Source organism: Paenibacillus sp. UNC217MF, from assembly GCF_000686865.1.
Taxonomy (GTDB): Bacteria; Bacillota; Bacilli; order Paenibacillales; family Paenibacillaceae; genus Paenibacillus_B; species Paenibacillus_B suaedae.
Genome location: NZ_KK366027.1, coordinates 321,507 through 344,956 on the forward strand (window position 1 = coordinate 321,507; position 23,450 = coordinate 344,956).

2 protein-coding genes are annotated in these 23,450 nt (G+C 51.5%); both read left to right on the top strand.

Annotated elements, in window-relative coordinates; translation table 11 throughout:
- Nucleotides 1-3: 3 nt before the first annotated feature.
- A complete protein-coding gene (locus BP95_RS0117545) occupies nucleotides 4-15,711 on the top strand; it encodes a non-ribosomal peptide synthetase (RefSeq protein ID WP_028532855.1) in 15,708 nt (5,235 codons plus the stop codon).
- Nucleotides 15,712-15,735: 24 nt separating this feature from the next.
- Nucleotides 15,736-23,445 carry a non-ribosomal peptide synthetase gene (locus BP95_RS0117550; protein WP_028532856.1) on the top strand — a complete coding sequence of 2,570 codons (7,710 nt, stop codon included), beginning with the start codon at nucleotides 15,736-15,738 and terminating at the stop codon, nucleotides 23,443-23,445.
- The last annotated feature ends 5 nt before the right edge of the window (nucleotides 23,446-23,450 follow it).

Genomic DNA, 23,450 nt, shown 5'->3' on the forward strand with positions numbered 1-23,450 from the left:
ATCATGAGTATCGTTCAAACGTTAGCTGACGTAATCAAAGAAAGAAGCGCCCTTACGCAGCAAGGGATTATGTTCATAGAGGGCGATGAACGGGAAAGTTTTTTGTCGTACCGAGACATGTATGAAGAAGCAGTTGGATTTCTTGGCTTCCTGCAGCACCAAGGCGTTATGCCCAACGATGAAGTGCTGTTCCAAATCGACGATAACCGTAAATTCTCTATCGCTTTCTGGGCCTGCATATTAGGTGGCATGATTCCGGTTCCGGTGAGCATTGGCAACAACAAGGAACACATCAGCAAAATGTTTAAAATCTGGGACATTCTCAATCGTCCTTATTTGCTAGCAACGTCCAAAACATATGATAATCTTGATAAATTCATTCAGAAGCAGTGCGAGTCAGTGCACTGGGCCACGATCCAGAGCAGGGCGTTCATAATCGATGAATCGGTCACTTTCCCGCTTTCTTCTCCTACTCGCACACCCAACCCTCAAGATATCGCATTCATTCAATTCTCTTCAGGCTCCACAGGCGATCCCAAAGGGGTGATTCTAACCCACTCCAATTTACTCCACAATACATACGCTCTCATAAAAGCCATGAATCTCAGAACCGAAGACAGGCTACTGCAATGGATGCCATTAACGCATGATATGGGGCTGATCTTCAACCATATCGCTCCTTACGTCGCCGGGGTCGACCAATATATGCTGCCGACGAATCTATTCATCCGACACCCCGAATTATGGATTAAAAAAGCAAGCCAGCACCGCATTACACATCTTTCCTCACCCAACTTTGGCTACAACTATTTTCTTACCTTTTTTAAACCCGAGAAGGCAATCGGCTGGGATCTATCGCAAGTTCGAGTCATCGTCAATGGTGCCGAGCCGATCTCAACTCAGTTATGTGAGACGTTTCATGAGACGCTGGCCCCTTACGGATTAAGCAAAACAGCCATGCTGCCCGCGTACGGGATGGCAGAAGGCTCGGTTGGGGTATCCTTCTCTGGTATTGAAGATGGAATGGTGACCGTGTATCTCGACCGAGAGCATCTAAATACGGGCGAGAAGGTCGTCGAAGTCGAAGAAGGCACTCCTAACTGCGTGAGTTTCGTAGAGGTCGGGACAGCAATCGATTATTGCGAGATTCGGATTACTGGCGAGAACCATCTTCAAGTGGATGAGGGCATCATCGGCAATATACATATCAAAGGCTTGAACGTAACGAGGGGCTACTATAACAACGAGGAAGCGACCTCCAAAGTGATTCTGCAAGACGGGTGGCTGAATACTGGCGATCTGGGCTTTATGAGGCAAGGCAAGCTCGTAATAACTGGCAGGGCGAAGGATATTATTTTCGTCAATAGCCAGAACGTATATCCGCATGATATCGAGCGTGTTGCTGAAGAGGTGGATGGTATCGGCGTCGGCCGTGTCGTCGCTTGTGGTGTGCGGAAACCCTCCTCCCAAGAGGAGGATATCGTCTTGTTCGTCGTATCCAAGCGTTCGCTGGAGAAGTTTATCCCGATCGCAGCAAGCGTAAGGCAGCATCTTCTGGTGGCTGCGGGCTGGGATGTACGCGAGGTCGTTCCGATCAAGCAACTGCCCAAGACGACAAGCGGTAAGGTGCAGCGTTATAAATTAGCCAGACTGTTCGAGGATGGCGAGTATGCGGAAGTTATAGCCGAATTGAAGGCGATCACAGCGGAGAAGAAGATGGAGAAGGCGCAATCGCCCGCATATACACAGGGTGAGGTCGAACGGTTTTTGATGCAGCTGTTTGAAGAGGCTCTACTCAGAGAATCAATCGGTCGTGATGACAGCTACTTTGACGTCGGAGCCAGTTCGCTGCTGCTTACCCAGATTATTGGTAAGATCGAAGTGAAATTCGGTATGCCGCTATCCATCACCGACATGTTTACATATCCGACGATCGCAAGATTGGCGGCATTTATTGCAGAGCATAGCCAACCGAGGAAGTCTGCTACAGATTCTCCTAGGGAGGCGGAAACTCGGAAGGAAACCGATGTGGCCATAATCGGAATCGCCTTCGATCTGCCGGGAGCAAAGACGAAGGAGCAATTGTGGGACAATCTGGCCGCAGGCCGTGACTCAATCGGTGTCTACGGATTGGAGCGGACACAGGACGCTGCCGATTACCTATCTGCTATCGGTATGGAGGACACCGGCAAAGCGTTTGTAGAAGGCGGATATCTGAAAGAGATCGATAAATTCGATTACTCGTTCTTCCGCATAAGTCCGAATGAAGCGAAATATATGGACCCGAATCAACGGATGTTCCTGCAGACGGCCTGGCATACGATTGAAGATGCGGGATATGCTGGCGATCAGCTTCGGAACAAAAAGGTGGGCGTCTACGTTGGTTTTTCCAAGGTAGGTTACGATTATGAACGGCTTCTGTTCAGCGGCAACCAGGACAAGTTCCAGAACTACATTATCGGTAACCTGCCCTCTGTCCTGGCAAGCCGAATCGCTTATTACCTGGATTTGAAAGGGCCAGCCGTTACGGTGGACACCGCATGCTCTTCCTCTCTTGTCGCAGTTCATTTAGCATGTCAGGGTATTGTCAGCGGTGATTGCGACATGGCTATAGCCGGCGGTGTGCGTACGATTCTGCTGCCTTTGCAGCTTGGATTGGATATGGAGTCATCCGACGGCAGGGCAAGAACCTTCGATGCCGATGCCGACGGCACCGGATTCGGAGAAGGGGTCGGAGCGTTATTGCTCAAGCCGCTTGCCAAAGCGGAGCAGGATGGTGATCACATCTATGCCGTCATAAAGGGAAGCGCGATTAATCAAGACGGTACAACAGCCGGAATTACAGCGCCGAACCGGGCTTCCCAGACGGAAGTGATTGAAGAGGCCTGGCGGAATGCAGGGATCCATCCAGATACGCTCGATTTTATCGAAGCGCATGGAACCGGCACCAAGATCGGCGATCCGATTGAGTTCGACGGCCTGATTAAGGCCTTTGAGCGCTATACAAGCAGAAAGCAGTTTTGTGCGATTGGCTCGGTCAAGGCGAACATCGGGCATCTTTTCGAGGCTGCCGGAATCGCCGGTTTGATTAAATCGGTGCTTATGATAAAGAATAAACAAAATCCGCCGCTGGTGCATTTCAATAAGCCGAATTCTAATATTCGGTTCGAGGCTTCGCCGTTCTATTTGAACACGGAAACATCCGATTTAATCAAATCGGATGGGACGCCTCTACGAGGTGGAATCAGCTCCTTCGGCTTTAGCGGAACGAACGCTCATTTGGTACTGGAAGAATATCAACATGCCTCGGTGAGGGTGAAGAAAGCGGATGGCGGACCACAGTTGTTGACGCTGTCAGCCAAGAGCAAGCGGGCGCTTCAGGAGCTTGTGAAGGAATATTCGGATTACCTCGTCCAGTATCCGGAGGTCTCGATTGCGGACGTCTGCTATACGGCGAATACGGGCAGAAGCCTGTTCGATTATCGGCTTGCGATCGTCGCCGACAGCTCGCAGGAGCTGCTGAGCAAGCTTAAGGCTATTTTTGCAGGAGAGGATCAGTTGAATGCGCTAGAGCGAGTGAATATTTTTCCGGCCGGTGACCATCTTCAGGTCTTGGAGAGCCGGGTGGAGAAGATCATCAGCCAAGTGCGCAATAGCCGATATGCGGGCAGGGAAGAACTTGAAGCGATTGCCGAACTGTACAGCAGAGGCGCCTCGATTCACTGGAACGCACTGTATGAAGTGTTGATGACTGCCCGTCAGAAGCTTCCTTTACCGATCTACCCGTTTGAGCGGAACCGGTGCTGGTATACAAATGAAGCGAAGTTGCTGCCGAACCCTGTCCATTCGTTGACGGAGGTAGCGGCAGGCATTGCGATGGTCGAGAGGAAGCGGGAGGCAACTTCAGTTCGCTTAGCAGTTTCATCCGATGACGTCGCAGAGACGCTGAAGGGAATCATCAGCCGCGCATCCGGATTTGAATCAGAGCATATTGACCCAGGCGTCCATTTTCTTGAGATGGGACTGGATTCGATTATGTTGGTTCAAGTTCGGGACGACATTAAGAAGTGCTTCGGCGTCGAAATCCCAATGGAACAATTTTTTGATACGCTAACCTGCTTGCAGTTGCTGGCTGATCATATCGCGGTACATGCGACTGTTGTTCCTCTACATCCTGCCTCTGCGGGTAACGAGCCCGCTATACAGATGCAGACTGCTGTCGCACCGGAAGAACAGCGCGCAGCTCAGCCGGTGGTGATTGGAGGATCTCATCAGGGAGGAGACAGCAATGCCGAAGCCCCTAATGCAAGAGCACTTGTCAACTCATCTTCTGCATTGGAGCGCATTATAAGCCAGCAGCTCGAACTAATGAGCGCCCAGCAGCAGCATATGGCTGACATTATTAGCATGCAGCTGAATGCGCTTGGCGGCACCGCATCCACGAAAATAGAGCCACAGCATCAGCCTGCCTCGCCATTCGGCCCAAATGTACAGAAGACTACTGCTGTACCGGCTGCTTCTGAATCGAAGCCGTTTATTCCGTATCAGCCGATTGTCATTAGCGGGGACGGCGGACTGACGCCGAAGCAGGCGGAGTACTTAAGTGCCTTTATGACGAAGTATATTGACCGGACGCAAGGCTCGAAACGATTAACAGAGGCGTCACGGCTCACCCATGCCAATAACCGTAATGTAGCCGGATTCCGTTCATATTGGAAGGAAATGGTTTACCCAATCGCTGCATCCGCGTCCTCCGGCTCGAAAATGTGGGATGTCGACGGGAATGAGTATATCGACTTGACGATGGGCTTTGGCGTCAATCTGCTTGGCCATAACCCACCGTTCATTAACGAGGAGCATGAAAGAAGTCTGTCCTCCGATTTGCCGCCGCTTGGGCCGATGTCCGATCTCGCTGGCGAGGTGGCTACGATGGTTAGCGAGATGACTGGGGTGGAGCGTGTTGCCTTCTACAACTCCGGTACCGAAGCGGTGATGGTCGCTTTAAGGTTGGCGCGGGCTGTAACCGGAAGATCTAAGATTGTCATCTTTGCCGGCTCCTATCATGGTACCTTCGACGGTGTGCTTGGTGTATCGAATCCACAGCCGGACAATCCGTTCGCGCAGCCGATGGCGCCTGGCATAGCGGACCATTATTTGCACGATGTCCTGATGCTGAATTATAACAGCCAGGATTCACTAGCGGTCATCCGGCAGTACGCCCATGAGCTGGCAGCGGTCCTTGTCGAGCCTGTCCAGAGCAGGCGTCCGGATTTACAACCTAGAAAATTCCTACATGAACTTCGAAGCATTACGGAGCAGGCAGGTAGTGTACTTATTTTCGATGAGATCATTACAGGCTTCCGAATCGGTATTGGAGGCGCACAGGCATGGTTCGGCGTGAAAGCGGATCTAGTTGTCTACGGCAAGGTTGTCGGTGGCGGCCTGCCGATCGGCGTTGTAGCGGGAACGAAAGCGTTCATGAGCCCGGTTGACGGTGGATCATGGCGTTTCGGAGATTCGTCCTATCCGTCCCAAGCTGAATTGAAGACATTCGTCGGTGGCACATTCTGTACCCATCCGCTAACGATGCGGGCAGCGCGAACAACGCTTCAATATTTGAAGGATCATAAGGACATGCTGTACAGCTCGCTCAATCAGAACACCGAATATTTGATCCAGGAGCTTAATGCTTATTTCAAAGCATCCAGCGTGCCCATCCATATGGTAAATTACGGGTCACTGTTCCGATTCGTATCGTACGGAGATACCGAGTTGTTCTTTTATCATCTGATTCATAAAGGGATTTATATATGGGAGGGCCGCAATTGCTTCTTATCCACAGCACATACCCGCGAAGACCTTGACCGGATCATTGAAGCGGTCAAAGAAACGGTGGAGGAACTAAGGAAGGGAGGATTTTTACCGGAGACGACACCCCCAACGCTTGGCGGCCGTTCGCCGGATATGCACGTGGAACGAAAGGATACGAAGTACATTCCGATGTCCGAAGAGCAGAAGCAACTGCTGCTTGCATCGCTAGGCGGAGAGGCGCAGTCGGCCGCTTTGAACCAAACGGTTGTCCTGAATCTTGAGGGCTCGCTGGATGCCCATCTGATGGAGGAGGCGCTGCGGACAATCGTCGACCGCCATGATGCCTTGCGGATTGTAGTCGATGCAGATGAGGAAAATCAGCATGTACTCCCGGTGTTAGATGTCCACCTTCCTGTGCTGGATCTGTCCAGACTGGAGCATGCGGAACAGCAAGCTGCCAAGGAGCAGTGCTTACATCAGATTTCCGGAGCGGCCATGAGTATGCTCACTGGGGAGCCTTTATTCCGCGCTCGACTGCTCAAGCTGTCGGAGCTTGAGCATGAGCTCGTGCTCGTGTTCCACCATATCACGACCGATGGCTGGTCCATCGTGCTGTACTTGGACGAGCTAGGCAAAGCGTATGCTGCACTGCGAGACGGGACGTCGCTGTCATTACCCGATCCCACTCCGTTCGGCGCATACCTCGATTGGCAGGAGAAGCAGCTGCATAAGCAGGAAAGCGAGGAAGCCGCATCATTCTGGTGTGATAAGTTCGCGATGCCTGTTCCGACCCTGTCGATTCCATCGACGAACGAAACGATAGGGATGAGATTCTTCAAGAGTGGCCGCCATACGGCTTACGTAGATGCCGCGCTGACGAAGCAGCTGCGATCGTTCAGCATTTCCGCGCACAATAGTTTGTTTGTTACGCTGCTTGCTGCGTACAAGGTGTGGCTGCATAGATTGACAGGGCAGAATGAGCTGGTGGTGGCCATTGCTACGTCCGGCCAAGCACAGATGGGTCAGAACTGCCTGGCAGGCAACTGCGTCAACCTGCTGCCGGTGATTACTTGTGCAGACGGAGACGCATCCTTCAGCGAATTCGCAGCCAATGTGAAGATGGCGATTAAGGAGATCGATACCTACCAGAGCTACTCCCTGGCCGGTCTGTCAGAACGATTAGTCGGCAGACAAGCTCCGGTGGTCAACATTTTGTTTAATATGGATAGGCCGTTGCGGGGCCTGAAGTTCGCTGATTTAACGTTGGAGGTGACGCCGCTTCCGGCGCCGTACACCCATTATGATCTGTTCTTAAATGCGATGGAAATGAACGATAAGTTGCGGCTTGATTTTGATTACAACGCCGATCTCGTGCAGCCGGAGACGATGGAAGCTTGGACGCAGTCGTTTATTCGACTTCTGCAGGCCGTCGTAATAGATGGTCATTGTCATATCGGTCAACTTGATTTGATCTCGCCCGAGCATCGCAGATTCGCGGAACAGATGGGTGAAGTCTCTGGGCATATGATTATGGATCCGTACCTGCAGCCGTCGCAGATTGGTACGATTGGCGAACTGTACTGGCAGGATGATTCAGAATACAGGGCAACGGGCAAAGTGGCGGCCTATACAGCGGACGGTAAAGTGACGGTATTGGGCGATAAGGAAAGAATGATTCGTATTCGAGGCTTTCTTGTCAACCTTGTTCAACTGGAACATACGGTGGCACAGCTCCTTGGTGTGGTTGGATGCGTCTTTGATACATTCGGGAAAGAGCATGATCGGCAGTTGGCAGCTTATATAGAAGGCTCGCTCGATGCAGATTACGTGCGGCAGAAACTGGCCGATGGTTTACCTGATTATATGCTTCCAAGCCAGGTTACGGTGGTGGATACCTTTCCTCTGACCGATGAAGGCAAGGTTGACGTGGAAGCATTGCATCTCCTTCAGCGAGTGGAGCCGCATGTCCGCCCGGGGAATAGTACCGAACGGCAGCTGACGGAGATTTGGAGCAGAATTTTGGGCGTTCAGTGCATCTGTATAAACGATAGCTTCTGGGCACTAGGCGGAAACTCTCTGCAGGCGACCATCATGCTAAAGCATGTACACAAGCAGTTCGGCAAGCAGCTGCCAGTGCGGCAGCTGTTTCAGAGTCCAACCATCAAGCAGCTCGCCGTCTGCCTTACCGAAGCGGAGGATGCTGTTTTCATACCGATCCCGCGGGCTGAGCGAGAAGGATACTACGAGCTTACCCCTGCCCAGCGAAGAATCTATCTCATGAACGAATTCGACAAGGATGGTCTTGCCTACAATATTCCAATCCAGCTCATTATCGAGGGTGAGCTAGACACCGGCCGTCTGCTGCAGGCGTGGGAGCAGTTGATTGACAGACATGAGGTGTTCCGGATCGTGTTCAACAAAGAAAATGACGGTATCGTCCAACGTATCTTGAACCGAATGCAGCCTGTAATCAGTCATCGAACCTGCATGTCTGCAGAGGAGCTGGAAGCGAGAATCGCGCACTTCGTTCAGTCGTTCGATCTCGCGCAAGGCCCTCTCTGTAGAGCAGACCTGATTACCGTCTCGGACAGCTATCATGTTCTGCTTATCGATATGCATCATATTATCGCAGACGGCGTGTCAGTATCCGTCATACAGAATGAGCTAATTCGCCTATATGACGGTGAGCGGCTACCACCGACTGAGATTCAATTCATCGATTACTCCATGTGGCTGAAGGAATCGAATAACGAAGCGGGCATGGTGCGAGAGGAGACGTATTGGCTGAGCCAGTTCAGCGATGAAATTCCGGTGCTGAACCTACCAACGGACTTTGCAAGACCGCTGCAGCTCACACTAGAGGGGGATCGATTCACGTGCACTCTGGATGGCCAGTTGGCGCAGCAGTTGCGGAATGTAGCGGAGAATGCGAACGCAAGCTTGTTCATGGTATTGCTATCGGCTTATCAAGTGCTGCTCCATTTGTACACCGGACAGGAAGACATCGTTGTAGGTACGCCGGTATCTGGCAGAAGTCATCCCGATGTGGATCGAATGATTGGGATGTTTGTCAACACGGTAGCCCTTCGTGGCTATCCGGGAGATCGGAGCTTCATTGAGCTGCTCGAGGAGACGAAGGCGTGCGTGCTGTCGGCCTTCGAGCATCAAGAATATCCGTTCGAACGGTTGGTAGATCGGTTAAATATGAAGCGCGACCTCAGCCGACGTCCGCTATTTGACACAATGTTCGTCGTTCAAAATATGGGGATCGGCCAATGGACATCGGGTGGATTGACGTTTACCCCTTCGGAGATTAATCCAGGTGTATCCCAATACGACATCATGTTTACGGTCGAGGAACGCGCCAATGGACTGATCCTGCATGTGGATTACAGCACGCAGCTATTTGAGAGGGCGACAATCGAGCGGATAAGCACGCATTACAGCCGTATTCTGCATCAAGTTGCTGCGCATGAGGCGCTGGAGATCAAACATATCGATTTGCTGACAGCTGACGAGAAACACCGGTTGCTCCATGAGCAGGATAGCCTGGATGCCAAATATGACACAGCTGCAACGATTCATCGCGTATTCGAAGCACAGGCTATGCGAACCCCTGACCGGGTTGCGGTCGTTTGTGAGGAGGCCGCGATGACGTATGGCGAGTTGAACAACCGGGCCAATCAAGTGGCACATTGGCTTCGGTCGCAGGGAGCTAAGGCGGATACGCTTGTCGGCATCATGATTGACCGCTCCATCGAGATGATCATCGGGATGCTTGGCATTCTGAAAGCGGGAGCGGCCTACTTGCCGATCGATCCGTCTTATCCGCAGGAGCGAATCCAGTTCATGCTGGACGACAGCGGGTTGTCTATGCTGCTGACCGGAGCGCCCATCGAGGAATGCATTGTATTCTCGGGCCATCTGCTTAACATTACGGATTGCGCCGTACTTCAAACGTATCCTGCTGCAAACCCAGATGAGCCCGTTGTGCCTGAGCATTTGGCCTACATCATCTACACCTCAGGGACGACAGGCAAGCCGAAGGGCGTCATGATCGAGCATCGGCAAGTCATTCGTCTAATGGCGAATAACCGGATGCAGTTTATTTTCAACGAGCATGATGTGTGGACGATGTTCCATTCGTACTGCTTTGATTTCTCGGTCTGGGAAATGTACGGTGCACTGCTATACGGTGGCAAGTTGGTCATCGTACCGAAGCATGTGGCGCAGAATCCGTCTGACTTCATCGATCTAATGTCGAAGGAAAAGGTGACGGTATTAAACCAGACGCCGACAGCCTTCTATCACCTGTTGCATCATGAAACGAAGCTTCAATCGGGTACGCTGGGCTCGATCCGGTACATCATCTTCGGCGGTGAATCGCTCAAGCCGGCTATGCTTCAAAGCTGGAAGCAAGCTTACCCGGACACCCGTCTAATCAACATGTACGGTATTACCGAGACAACGGTACATGTCACATTCAAGGAAATCACGGAGCGAGAGATGGAGAGCGATGTTAGCAACATTGGTTCGCCAATCCCGACTTTAAGCTGCTATGTGATGGATGCGCATAAACGGCTCGTTCCACTTGGCGTGCCCGGCGAGCTGTATGTCGGCGGGGAAGGAGTCGCAAGAGGATACCTGAACCGGGACAGTCTCACTAGAGAGCGGTTTGTCGAGCATCCGTACAAGCCGGGGGAACGGCTCTACAAGTCGGGTGACCTTGTACGGATGCTGGCTAATGGCGAAATGGAGTACTTGGGTCGAATCGACCATCAGGTGAAAATCCGTGGTTTCCGAATCGAGTTAGGCGAAATCGAACATCGCTTGTCTCTCATTCCCGAAATTAAAGAAGCGGTCGTTCTAGCGAGGGATGGGAGCTCGAATGATAAACTGCTCTATGCCTATTATGTGGCAGATACGGAACTGGGCGTCTCGTATATGAGAAGCCGATTGCTAGAGTCGCTTCCGGACTATATGGTGCCGACCTACTTTATTCGTCTCGGCCACATGCCATTGACATCGAACGGGAAGCTGGACCGGAAAGCGCTTCCGAAAACCAGCAGCTATATGCTGGATCGAGCCGATCATGTTCCGCCCCGGAATGATACCGAGCGGATGCTTGTCCGCCTATGGGAAGAGGAACTTGGCCAGACCGGCATCGGCATCTTCGATAACTTTTTTGAGTGCGGCGGGCACTCACTCAAGGCTTCCATACTTATTGCGAAGATCAATAAAGAGTGGGATGTGCGTATTCCAATTCGGGATATGTTCATGAATCCGACCATCAGCGGCTTGGCGGAGCTGATTGCATCACTAGGCACTAGCGAGTTCGATGAGATACGGAAAGTGGAGCCGTTAGAATACTATGCGGTATCGCCTGCACAGAAGCGGCTGTACATTCTTAATCAGATTCATGAGGAAGCGAACACCTCCTATAATATGCCGGGCGCATTGGAGCTATGTGGCATGATTGATGTACACCGACTGGAGAGTGCTCTGAAGCAACTCATAAGTCGGCATGATGCGCTGCGCACTTCATTCCGGCTGGTAGATGAAGAGCCTGTGCAAATCGTCGACGATGACGTTTCTTTCACACTGGATCTAGCCGGATGGGCAGATGAGGCGGAGCTTCAGGACATCATGAAGCGGTTCGTGGAGCCGTTTGAACTGGGCCATGCTCCGCTCTTTCGGGCAAGCCTTGTCAGGCTGTCCGAGACGAAGCATGTGCTCATGCTGGATATGCACCATATCATTTCGGACGGGGCTTCTGTAGCAACGTTTATCGAGGAATTCAATCTACTGTATGCCGGGCATACGCTCGCACCTTTGAAATATCAGTATAAAGACTACGCCAACTGGTATCGTGAGTTCGTACAGCAGGCGGTTGACGAACGCCACAAGCCATATTGGCTCAAGCAATTCAGCGGCGAAACGCCGGTATTGTTGCTGCCAACTGACTTCCCTCGGCCTCAGAATCAGAGCTTCGAGGGAGACCGCTATTCATTTGCCATCGGTGCCGAGCAGACGAGGGAACTAAATGCCCTGGCCGTGACAACGGGAACGACGTTGTATATGGTACTGCTCGCTGCCTTCAACATTATTCTATCCAAATATTCAGGGCAAGAGGATATTGTCGTTGGCACGCCGATCGCGGGACGTACCCATGCCGAACTTCAGCAAGTGATGGGGATGTTCGTGAATACGCTGGCCATCCGCAACCAGCCTGTAGGAAGTAAGACGCTGGCGGAGTTTCTGGCCGAGGTCAAGGACAACTGCCTGAACGCCTACGAGCACCAGGAATACCCGTTCGAGGAGCTCGTCGAGAGCTTGCGTTTGAACCGCAACCTCAGCCGTAATCCTCTCTTCGATGTTATGTTCACGATGAATAATGTTGGTACAGCCACATTCCAGCTAGAACAGCTTACGGCTACGTTCCAAGAGCTAAACCGTGATACGACGAAATACGATATGTCCCTGCAGGCTGAAGAGAGGGACGGAATCCTCTACTTTGACTTGATCTTCTGCACGAAGCTGTTCCGCAAGGACAGTATGGAACGGCTGGCAGGCCATTATGTCAATACGCTACAGCTCATGCCAGGTCATATCGGCGGCCTGATCAGCGAACTGGATCTGTTGGCTGAGTCAGAGCGTCATATGCTGCTTACTGAGTTCAACGGAAAGTTAACGCCATATCCGAGAGATCGTACAGTAATTGACCTATTTGAGGAGCTGGCAGTCCTGATGCCAGACAAGGCTGCTATTGTGTACGAAGGTGGCAAGTTGATATTCGCTGAGTTGAATAGGAAGGCGAACCGTCTTGCGAAGTCCATAACCGCTCTGCTTGAAGGGAAGCCGAATGAACCGGAAGTCGGCAAGATCATCGGGATTATAACGGACAATCGCCCGGAGACCGTCATTGGTATCGTTGCGGTTCTCAAGGCTGGATGCGCATATATGCCGATCGATGCCGATTTTCCAGAGGATAAAATGGCGTTCATGCTTGATAACAGCGGGGCACAGATGCTGCTCGGCTATGGACAGACGCCAGAAAAGCTTGGTCTGGATGTTCAATTTATTAGCCTGGATAAGGTGCTCTATGATGAGGGCACTGATGAAACTGTCAGCCGCTCCTCCAAACCAGAGGATCTGATCTATGTCATCTATACATCGGGCACGACCGGCATGCCGAAGGGGGCTATGCTGGAGCATCGGAATCTCGTCAACTATATCTCATGGTTTACGGACAAGTTCAGTATTGTGCCGGGAGACCGGACTGTCCTCCTTTCTTCTGCAAGCTTCGATCTTGGCTACACGGCGCTTTATTCTTGCCTAGTGAAAGGCTGCGAGCTGCATCTGGTTGGTCGCAATGATGTTGTCGATCCTGAATATGTACTAAACTACATCCATGCGCAAGGCATCACCTTTATCAAAACGACGCCGTCGCTCTTCCACCTGCTGGTGAACAATGAACTTTTCGCTGCGCACGATAAGCTCGACTCATTAAGGCTTGTCGTCTGCGGCGGGGAAAAGGTTAACGTGGAGGACGTGGCCGCCTTCTATACCCAATATCCGAAGGCAGTCTTTGCGAACCACTATGGACCTACCGAAGCCGCGGTTGGCTGCGTGGCGTACCCGATTCCGACCGGGCAATTCGAAACGTTAAGACTTCAGTCGGTTATCGGCAAGCCGATCTCCAATGTGAGCATCTATATTCTGGATCGATACGGGCAGCTCGTTCCGATTGGCGTTCCGGGCGAGCTCGCGATCGCAGGCGAGGGGCTAGCCAGAGGCTACTTGAACAACAAGCAACTAACCTTGGACAAATTTATACCAAATCGTTACGCAGCTGGTCAACGGATGTACAGAAGTGGCGATATGGCCCGGTGGTTGCCTGACGGAACGATTGAATATATCGGCAGGGTCGATCACCAGGTGAAAATTAAAGGTTATAGGATAGAACTGGCCGAGATCGAGCAATGCCTGCTTGCGCATGAGGCTGTCTTGCAGGCGATCGTAATTTCGAAGCAGCAGGATGCCATACACACGTATCTGTGCGCCTACGTGGTCACGCATGAGGAAGGCAGCGTCATGGACATTCGTAACTTTCTGAAGAAGAAGCTTCCAAACTACATGATGCCGGCCCATATCATCTGCTTGGCGCATATGCCGCTGAACGAGAATGGCAAGATTGACCGCAGGGCACTGCCGGAGCCGGACGCTAACGCTGTCATTGAGCTGAAAGGAACTCTGCCTCAGAATGAGACCGAAAAGAAGCTGGTTCAGGTGTGGGAGGAAACGCTCGGCGTACAAGGGGTTGGCACGGAACACAACTTCTTCGAGCTAGGCGGTGATTCAATCAAGGCTTTGCAAATCTCTTCTCGGCTTATGCGCTATGGCCTCAAGATGGAGGTGAGGTCATTATTCCGCCACCCGGTTATTCAGGAGCTTGCCAAGTATGTGAAGCCGTCCGTGAGAACGATATCGCAGGAGACGGTGGAAGGCGAGGTCCGGCTGACGCCGATCCAGAAGCGGCTGTTCGAACAAACCTGGGAAGCAGCACAGCATTACAATCATTCCGTCATGCTGTACCGGAAGGAGCGATTCGATGCCGATGTTGTGAAGCAGGCGTTCGAGCAGATCGTACGGCACCATGATGCGCTGCGCATGCAATACCGCATGCAGGGTGATGAGGTCGTCCAATACAACAGGGGCTTGGAGCAATCCTTGGCAGAATTCAGCTTGATCGATTTGATCGGTGAGGCGAATTACCGTGCAGCGGTTGCGGAACAGTCGGACAAACTTCAAGCCTCCTTCGATATAAACCGTGGACCGCTTGTGAAGCTGGCATTATTCCGGGTCGATGATGGCGATCATCTGCTCATTGTGATCCACCATCTAGTCATAGATGGCGTGTCCTGGCGCTTTATACTTGAGGACTTCTGCACCTTATATGCCCAGTTGACAAGCGGTCAGGGAATCAAGCTGCCAGACAAAACCGATTCGTTCAAGGTATGGTCGGAGCAGCTTGGGTGTTATGCAGTCAGCGAGAAGCTGCTAAGGGAGGTGTCGTACTGGCAGAAGGTCGAGGAATCTACCGTTTCTCTCCTGAATATGAGGCTTCCAACGATCGGCTATCCAGTGAAGGAGGTTTCATCCGTCAAGTTGACGCTCGATGCCGAGCATACCGAGCAATTGCTAAAACAGGCGCATGCAGCTTATAACACGGAGATTAACGATCTCCTGCTGGCGGCGCTGGGGATGGCGGTAAAGGAGTGGTCCGGCATTGCTCAGGTGCTTGTGATGATCGAAGGGCATGGCCGAGAGGAAGTAATTCCGGATATGAATGTGTCCCGAACCGTCGGCTGGTTCACCTCCTTGTTCCCGTTTGTGCTACAGACTGAAGACAGTTTTGAGCTGATCAAAACGGTTAAGGACGAGCTGAGGCGAGTGCCCCATAAAGGAATCGGGTATGAGGTGCTGAAGCACTTGACCGTACCTTACATGGAGTTGCCTTTGAAGTTTAACTCGAAGCCGGAGATCATATTCAATTATCTCGGGGAATTCAACGGTACGTTCACCACCGATGTCTTCACCGCATCCGATCTGTCGACAGGAAGCGAAGCAGGACTTGATTTTATGCGGCATGCATCATTCCAGCTCAACTGCATGATTCGAGACGGAGCGCTCGAGATAGACTTCCAATTTAACCGAAACCAGTATGAGCTTGGCGATGTGCAGAAGCTCGGCGATGCCTACCGGAGCCGTCTGGTCGCCATTATTGAGCATTGCTGCACGAAGGAGCAACGTGAATCGACGCTTACCGATTACCAGTACAAAAACTTGTCACAGAAGCAGCTGAATAATATCGCCAAGCTGCTGAAATTGAATAAGTAAGTTGAATATGGGGGTTGGACTGGTGTGAGTGTAGTTGATATTAAAGATATTTATGAATTGACTCCCATGCAGGAAGGGATCTTGTACCACTATGTACTCGGTGAGGACCCGGAGGCTTATGTCGAGCAGGTCAGCCTAACTATCGAGGGGGAATTGAACCCTGCTCTGTTCGAGGAAAGTCTCAACCTGCTGATTGAGCGGCATGACGCGCTTAGAACCTTGTTCGTATATAAGGAAGCGGACCGGCCTTTGCAGGTTGTTGTCCATAAGCGAACGACGAGCATCGAGTACATAGACGTCTCCGATGCGACGGATAACTGCAAAGCACAATCTGTGCAGACTTATATTAGAAGCAATAGGAAACGAGGCTTCGACCTCGAGAAAGATGTACTCATCCGCCTTGCGATTATCAAGCTAGAGGAAAGCAAGCATCAATTGATCGTCAGCTATCACCATATCATTATGGATGGCTGGAGCCTCAGCCTGGTCGGAAAGGAACTGTTCGGCATTTATTTATCGCTAGCCGGATGCACACCGCTCACGTTGGATCCTGTATTCCCATATGGCGACTACCTGATGTGGCTGGAGGAACAGGATAAAGAGAAGGCGATCGCGTACTGGACGAGCTATCTGGACGGATATGAGCAGCAAGCCTCTGTTCCTGTCAGCAGCTTTTCGGAAACGACGCAGTCGTTTAGCTACATCCAGACTGAATTCAAGCTGAGCCGGGGATTCACCGCAGAATTAGAGGCACTGGCCGCAGCACACTCGGTCACGATGAGTACGGTCGTTCATACAATCTGGGGAATCCTGCTCCAGAAGTATAACAACACCGACGATGTTGTGTTTGGTTCCGTCGTGTCCGGCAGGCCGCCTGAAATTACAGGTATTGAGCAGATGATCGGCCTATTCATTAATACGGTTCCGCTGCGTGTAACGAGCGCAGCGGGCAAGTCAGTCGGCGATCTGCTCCGGGAAGTGAACGAGTCGATGCTGGAAGTGAACAACTTCAACTATCTCTCGTTGGCTGATATTGCGGGCATGTCGGCTTTGAAGAACCATCTGATCGACCATATTCTCGTGTTCGAGAATTACCCGATGGATGGGGATACGATTGACCCAAAGCACGGTCTTCGCATTACGGCGTCCGATATGAACCAGCATTCGAATTATCATTTTGACGTGACCGTCTTCCCGCACCCGGAGCTGACGTTCCTCATTACATATAACGAGGCCGTCTATGAATCTTCCTTTATTCACCAGATGCAAGGCCACATTACGATGATTGCATCGCGATTGATCGCCATGCCAGCGTCAGATCTAACCACACTTAGTATTCTTACCGACGAGGAAAAGCAAACCATTCTGTACGATTTCAATCAGACGGGTAAGCCATACGATTGGAGTCGGACGCTATTCCAACGGTTCGAATCATTCGCGGAACAAGATCCGGGGCGCACCGCGCTTCTATTTAATGGACAGAGGATCACCTACGAGCATCTCAACGGAAGAGCGAATCAGCTGGCGCGGTTTCTTGTCAATCGTGGTGTTCAGAAGGGGGATTACGTCCATGTACTAATGGAGCGCTCACCGCTTATGGTCGAATGTATTCTGGCAATTTGGAAGGCTGGTGCGGCCTATATTCCGATGGATGTAAAGCATCCGACCGATCGGAATGCGGATGTTATCGCCGATGCGCAGCCGAGACTCATTCTATCGCTATCGGTGTATGAAAACCTCCCTTACGACGAGCGCCTTGTGAAAGTGGACGAGCATGAAGATGCGATAGGCAGGGAGCCTCAGCATAATATGAACCTTGATATCCATATCCAGGACGTCGCTTACGCACTGTTTACTTCCGGCTCAACCGGCAAGCCGAAAGGCGTTGTGATTGAGCATTTGGGAATGCTCAATCACATTTTGGCAGAAGCCGATTTTCTGGGGCTGACAGAGGATTTCGTATTTGCGCAAAATGCGAATCAATGCTTCGACATCTCCGTATGGCAGTTGTTCGGCGCACTTGCTCTTGGCGGTACGACAGCAATCTACCCAGATGAGGTAGTGATGCGACCGGCCGAATTTCTTGACCAGTTGAAGGCGGACGGAGTCACGCTGCTGGAGGTCGTGCCGTCTTATTTAACAGTCCTTTTGGACCTGATCGAACAACGGTCGATTCACCTGCCACGCCTTGGCCATCTGTTTATTACAGGAGAGCCGGCCACCCCTTCGCTTGTACGAAGATGGTACACACTTTGCCCGGACATCCCGATGGTGAACGCGTACGGGCCGGCCGAAGCTTCGGACGACATTGCCCAGCTGCTTATAGATCCTGCAACAGCAGAGACGATGGATACGGTGCCAATCGGCAAACCACTAGCCAACATTCGTATCTATATCGTCGATCGGCATATGAACAGTTGTCCGGTAGGCGTTCAGGGCGAAATATGCGTTGCAGGCTTAGCAGTCGGCCGAGGGTATTTGAACAACCAGGCGAAGACAGAGGAGCAGTTCATGGACGATCCCTTTATGCTGGGAGAAGGAACGCGGCTTTATAAGACGGGGGATTTGGGGAAGTGGAATGCCGATGGAAGCATTGAATTTTGTGGCAGAAAGGACTTTCAGGTCAAAATTCGCGGCTTCCGGATTGAGCTGAGTGAAATCGAGAGCCGCTTGACCTCCCATAATAAGGTGAAAGAAACGGCCGTTTTGGCTTGGGAGGAGCATAACGAAGCCAAATTTCTGTGCGCTTACTTTACATCGGATGATAGCTTGACGGCACAAGAGCTGAATCAATTCATGGGCGAGTATGTTCCTGATTATATGATTCCGGCGCATTTCATCCAGCTGGATGAAATGCCGCTAAATTCGAACGGTAAGGTCGATCGGAAGCGGCTCCAGAAGCCGGAGCATGGCTCGCAAGAGGACTTTGCCATACCGGCCACCGATACCGAGCGGCTACTAGTTTCCATCTGGCAAGACGTACTGGGAGCGAAGCAGCAAATCAGCATCCGCCACAATTTCTATCAGCTGGGTGGCCACTCACTTAAAGCGATGGTCATCGTATCCCGGATTTACAACGAGTTGAATGTAGAGTTGGGTGTCAAGGAGTTGTTCGCGAATCCGACTATTGCACAGCTCGCCCAATACATCGACGCGTGCGCCAAGGGTTACCATGCACTAATTCCGCCTGCCCCAAAGAGCGACTATTATGCGCTGAGTGCAGCGCAAAGACGGATGTATATCTTGCACGAGCTGGAGACAAGCGACAGCGTTGCATACAATATGCCTGGAGTCTACCAGATTCAAGGTATGCTGGGCATTGAGCGTCTGGAACAAGCTATTCTGGCTATGGTGAACCGACATGAAATATTACGAACGAGCTTCGTAGCGCTCGACGGAGAGCCTGTTCAGTTGGTTCATGAGCAAATCGAGTTCGTGATGCGCTGCAATGAACTCACAGCTTCAAAATATAGTAATCTCGATGATGCGGTGGCATCTTTCATTCGCCCGTTCGACCTGGCCGAGGCACCCTTATTTCGGATCGAAATCGTAAAGGTTGCAGACGGCGACCATATGTTGCTGTTCGATATGCACCATATTATCTCAGATGGACTGTCGGGACAGGTGTTTCTAGAGGAGCTGATCCAGCTGTATGAAGGCCATGAATTGCCCCTCCCAGCTATACAATACAAGGATTATGCAGTTTGGCATAATAAACGGCATATGAGCGGCGATTTATTGACACAGGAGCAATACTGGCTGGAGCAGTTGAATGGAGAGCTCCCGGTTCTCGATTTGCCGCTCGATTACAGAAGGCCTGCCGAGCAAAACTTCGAAGGCAGAACGATTCGGTTTCAGGCTGAAGCAGGCTTGGCAGAGCGAATACGCCAGATAGCCGCACGTGCGAACACGACACCCTTCTCTGTTCTTTTTGGAGTCTTCTCAATTCTGCTGTCGAGATATTCGGGGCAAGAGGACACGATTGTCGGCTCTCCGGTATCGGGCCGAGGCAAGCAGGAACTTCAATCGATGCTCGGCATGTTTGCTAATACGGTGGCGATTCGCGTTTATCCCGACGGCAAAAAGACTTTCGTCGGATTTCTGGATGAAGTGGCCGAAGCGATCCGTGGAGCGGTCGCGAACGAGGAGTATCCATTTGAGCGGCTGGTCGAGCAGCTGAATGTGCCGCGGGATGCAAGCCGCAATCCGGTGTTTGACGTTATGTTCAGCATGTTCGAGCAGGATGAAGAGCAGTTCCGCTTGGGTGATGCGGTCGTTACCTCTTATCCGTTCGAGCAGCGATCAGCCAAATTCGATTTGATGATGGACGCCTTCTTTAGCGAGGATAGTTTTTTCTTCGAGCTGCAATATTGCACAGCGTTGTTCAAGGATGCAACGGCACAACGGATGGCGGAGCATTATATGCGTATTTTGCAGGAGGTTTGTGCAGAACCGGATATGATGATTGCCGGAATCAACATGCTGTCGGCGACAGAAACCGCGCAAATTGTAAACGAATTTAATGCTACTGATGCGATATATGACCTCAGCAAGACCGTTCACGAACGGTTCGAGGCGCATGCGGCACGTTCGCCTGACCGCCCCGCGCTGCTGTATAAGGACGAAGCGATCTCGTACATGGAGCTCAATCAACGCGCTAACAGGATTGCCCGTTGCTTAAGAAAGAGGGGACTGGGCATGGAGGACGTGGCTGCCGTGTTGCTGGACCGTTCACCTGCTTTCGTTGAATGCGTACTCGGCATATGGAAGAGCCAAGGCGCCTACGTGCCGATGGATATCGGCCATGGTGTTAAGCGGAAGGTCGGGGTGCTGATGGACTCCGGTGCGAAGGTGCTAATTACAATGTCCGCTTACCTGTCACCAGAGGTTGAGCGTGAATTCAATGGACATATTATGTGCCTTGATCTCCTTGCGGCAGAGCTGAAGGAGGAACAGACGGATAACCTGCAATTACCGGGTGATATTCACGGTCTCGCCTATATTCTATTCACCTCTGGCTCCACAGGCAAGCCAAAAGGGGTCATGATCGAGCATCTCGGGATGCTCAACCATATTCTTGCTGAAGCAGAAGCGCTGCAGTTGGGCCCTGAGTTAGTGTTTGCGCAGAATGCAAACCAATGCTTCGACATCTCTGTCTGGCAGCTGTTCGGGCCACTTGCCTTGGGCGGACAAACGGCGATTTATCCGAATGAACTTGTGTTGGAAATCGCTGCTTTCACTAAAAGGCTGATTCGTGACAAGGTTCGTCTTCTTGAGGTTGTCCCGACATATTTGGAGCATCTAATGGACTATCTCGAGAATGAAGGCCTCCTTCTTCCAAGCTTGCAGTATCTGATGATTACAGGCGAAACGGTTAAACCTGCAACGGCGGAGCGCTGGTTCAGGCTGTGTCCAGGCATCCCGATGGTCAATGCCTATGGTCCGGCTGAAGCGGCTGATGACGTAAGCCAATTGGTAATAGAGTGGCTACCAGATGGTACCTTGTCTGTGCCGATTGGAAAACCGATCGCTAATATGAAACTGTATATTGTAGATCGCAACATGCGGCTGTGCCCGGTCGGTGTGTTCGGTGAAATCGCCGTATCTGGCTTAGGCGTCGGTCGTGGGTACATTCATGATCCAATTCGGACGATGGCAGCGTTCATTGACAATCCATTCATGAGGGGTACCCGGCTATACAAGACGGGAGATATAGGCCGCTGGCTTCCAGACGGAAATATCGAGTTCTCGGGAAGAACCGACTTCCAGGTGAAAATAAGAGGTTACCGCATCGAGCTACAAGAGATTGAAGCGGTGATTTTGTCCGAAGTCGGTGTTCGGGAGACTGTCGTTGTGGCTAAAGGCGATCAAGCGGGAGATAAGCGGCTGTGTGCCTACCTGGTCACCATGCAGCCCTTCAGCCTGCCGGCACTCAAAGAACGGCTTCAATCTGAGCTGCCGGATTATATGATACCAGCCCATTATATCCAGCTTGATAAGATGCCGTTGCTTGAGAACGGGAAGATTAGTCGGTCAGGTTTACCGGAACCAGACTTCCAAGCTGTAGGCGACACGGACTATACTGCTCCGCGCAATGAGGTGGAGGAATTGCTCGTCGGCGTCTTCGGAGACGTACTGGGCGCAGATGAGTTTGGGATCGAGCATCACTTCTTTGAGCACGGCGGTGATTCCATCAAGGCCATTCAAATCGCCTCAAAGCTTGGCAGCATGGGGTATACAATGAAGGTGAAGGACTTGTTCCAGAACCCGCAGATCAGCAAGCTGGCCAAACATGTCAAGCGGAGCAAAAGGGTTATCGATCAGAGGATGGTCGAGGGGAAAGCCGAGCTAACGCCGATTCAGCGCTGGTTCTTCGATAGCCGTTTTACCTCGATGCATCACTGGAATCAAGCCGTTGTTCTGTACAGCCAGAACGGGTTTGAGGAAGAGGCATTAAGGAAGGCATGGCAGGCGATTGTCACTCATCATGACGCGCTGCGTATGACCTTCCAGATCGAGCAGGACACGGTCATGTCTTACAATGAAGGCATAGCAGGAGATGGGTTCGTACTGTCGGTGTTTGACTTCCAAGGAGCGGCGAAAACTGCTCTTCTGATTGACGAGAAGATTAATCAGATTCAACAGAGCATCGATCTTACGCAAGGGCCGCTTATCCGAATTGGCCTGTTCAAGACGGATCTTGGCGATCACCTGGCCATTATCATTCATCATTTGGTTATTGACGGCGTCTCCTGGAGGATTTTATTCGAGGATCTGAACGAGAGCTATCGGCGGGCTCTGAACGGAGAGATGATCGTGCTTCCGGATAAGACAGACTCGTACTTGAATTGGTCACATGCGCTCAAGGTGTATGCGCAGAGTAAGGCGCTATTGGCGGAGGAGGCGTATTGGAGGCGGATTGAAGCCTCGGCAGTTCAACCACTGCCGAAGAATTTTACCAGTACCGACCTTATAGTCAGGTATAATCGCCAGGTGAAATGGTCACTGTCGCCAGAAGCGACGCATCAATTACTGACCGTTGTCAATAAAGCCTACAACACGGAGATTAACGATATTTTGCTAATCGGATTGGGCATGGCCGTACGGAGATGGACCGGGCACGATCAGGTGCTGGTATGCCTGGAGGGGCACGGCAGAGAAGAGATTTTATCGGATATGAATATTGGCCGTACAGTTGGCTGGTTTACGACAATGTATCCGGTCATTCTGGATATGCGAAGAAACGACGATTATGCCTACCAGTTGAAAAACGTCAAAGAAACGCTGAGGCAGGTACCAAATAAGGGCATCGGTTATGGAATCCTCCGCTACTTGACCCCCGAGTCAAGCCGGAGTGGGATTGCATTTAAGCTTGAACCGGAAATCAAGTTCAACTACCTGGGGCAGTTCGATAACGATATTAATACCGAGGCGTTCCAAGCCTCTTCGATCTCGCAAGGACGTACGGTCAGCCTGGAATCGGAAAGAGAAATTGCTCTCAACATCGGCGGTATTGTGGAGGATGGCATACTGACAATCTTTATTGATTACAATACGCAAGAGTTTGAAGAAGCGACCATTGTCTCCTTTGGCTCCATGTATAAGGAAAGCCTGAACCTCATGATCGCACACTGCGCAGAGAAAGAAACGAGCGAGGTGACACCTTCGGACGTAGGTGCGAAGGATCTGTCCATTGATGAATTGGATGCCATTCTATCCTTGTATGAAGGCTAATAGAG

Excerpts from the sequence above, each read along its gene's own strand:
- BP95_RS0117545 (WP_028532855.1), top strand. The coding sequence starts at position 4 with ATGAGTATCGTTCAAACGTTAGCTGACGTAATCAAAGAAAGAAGCGCC.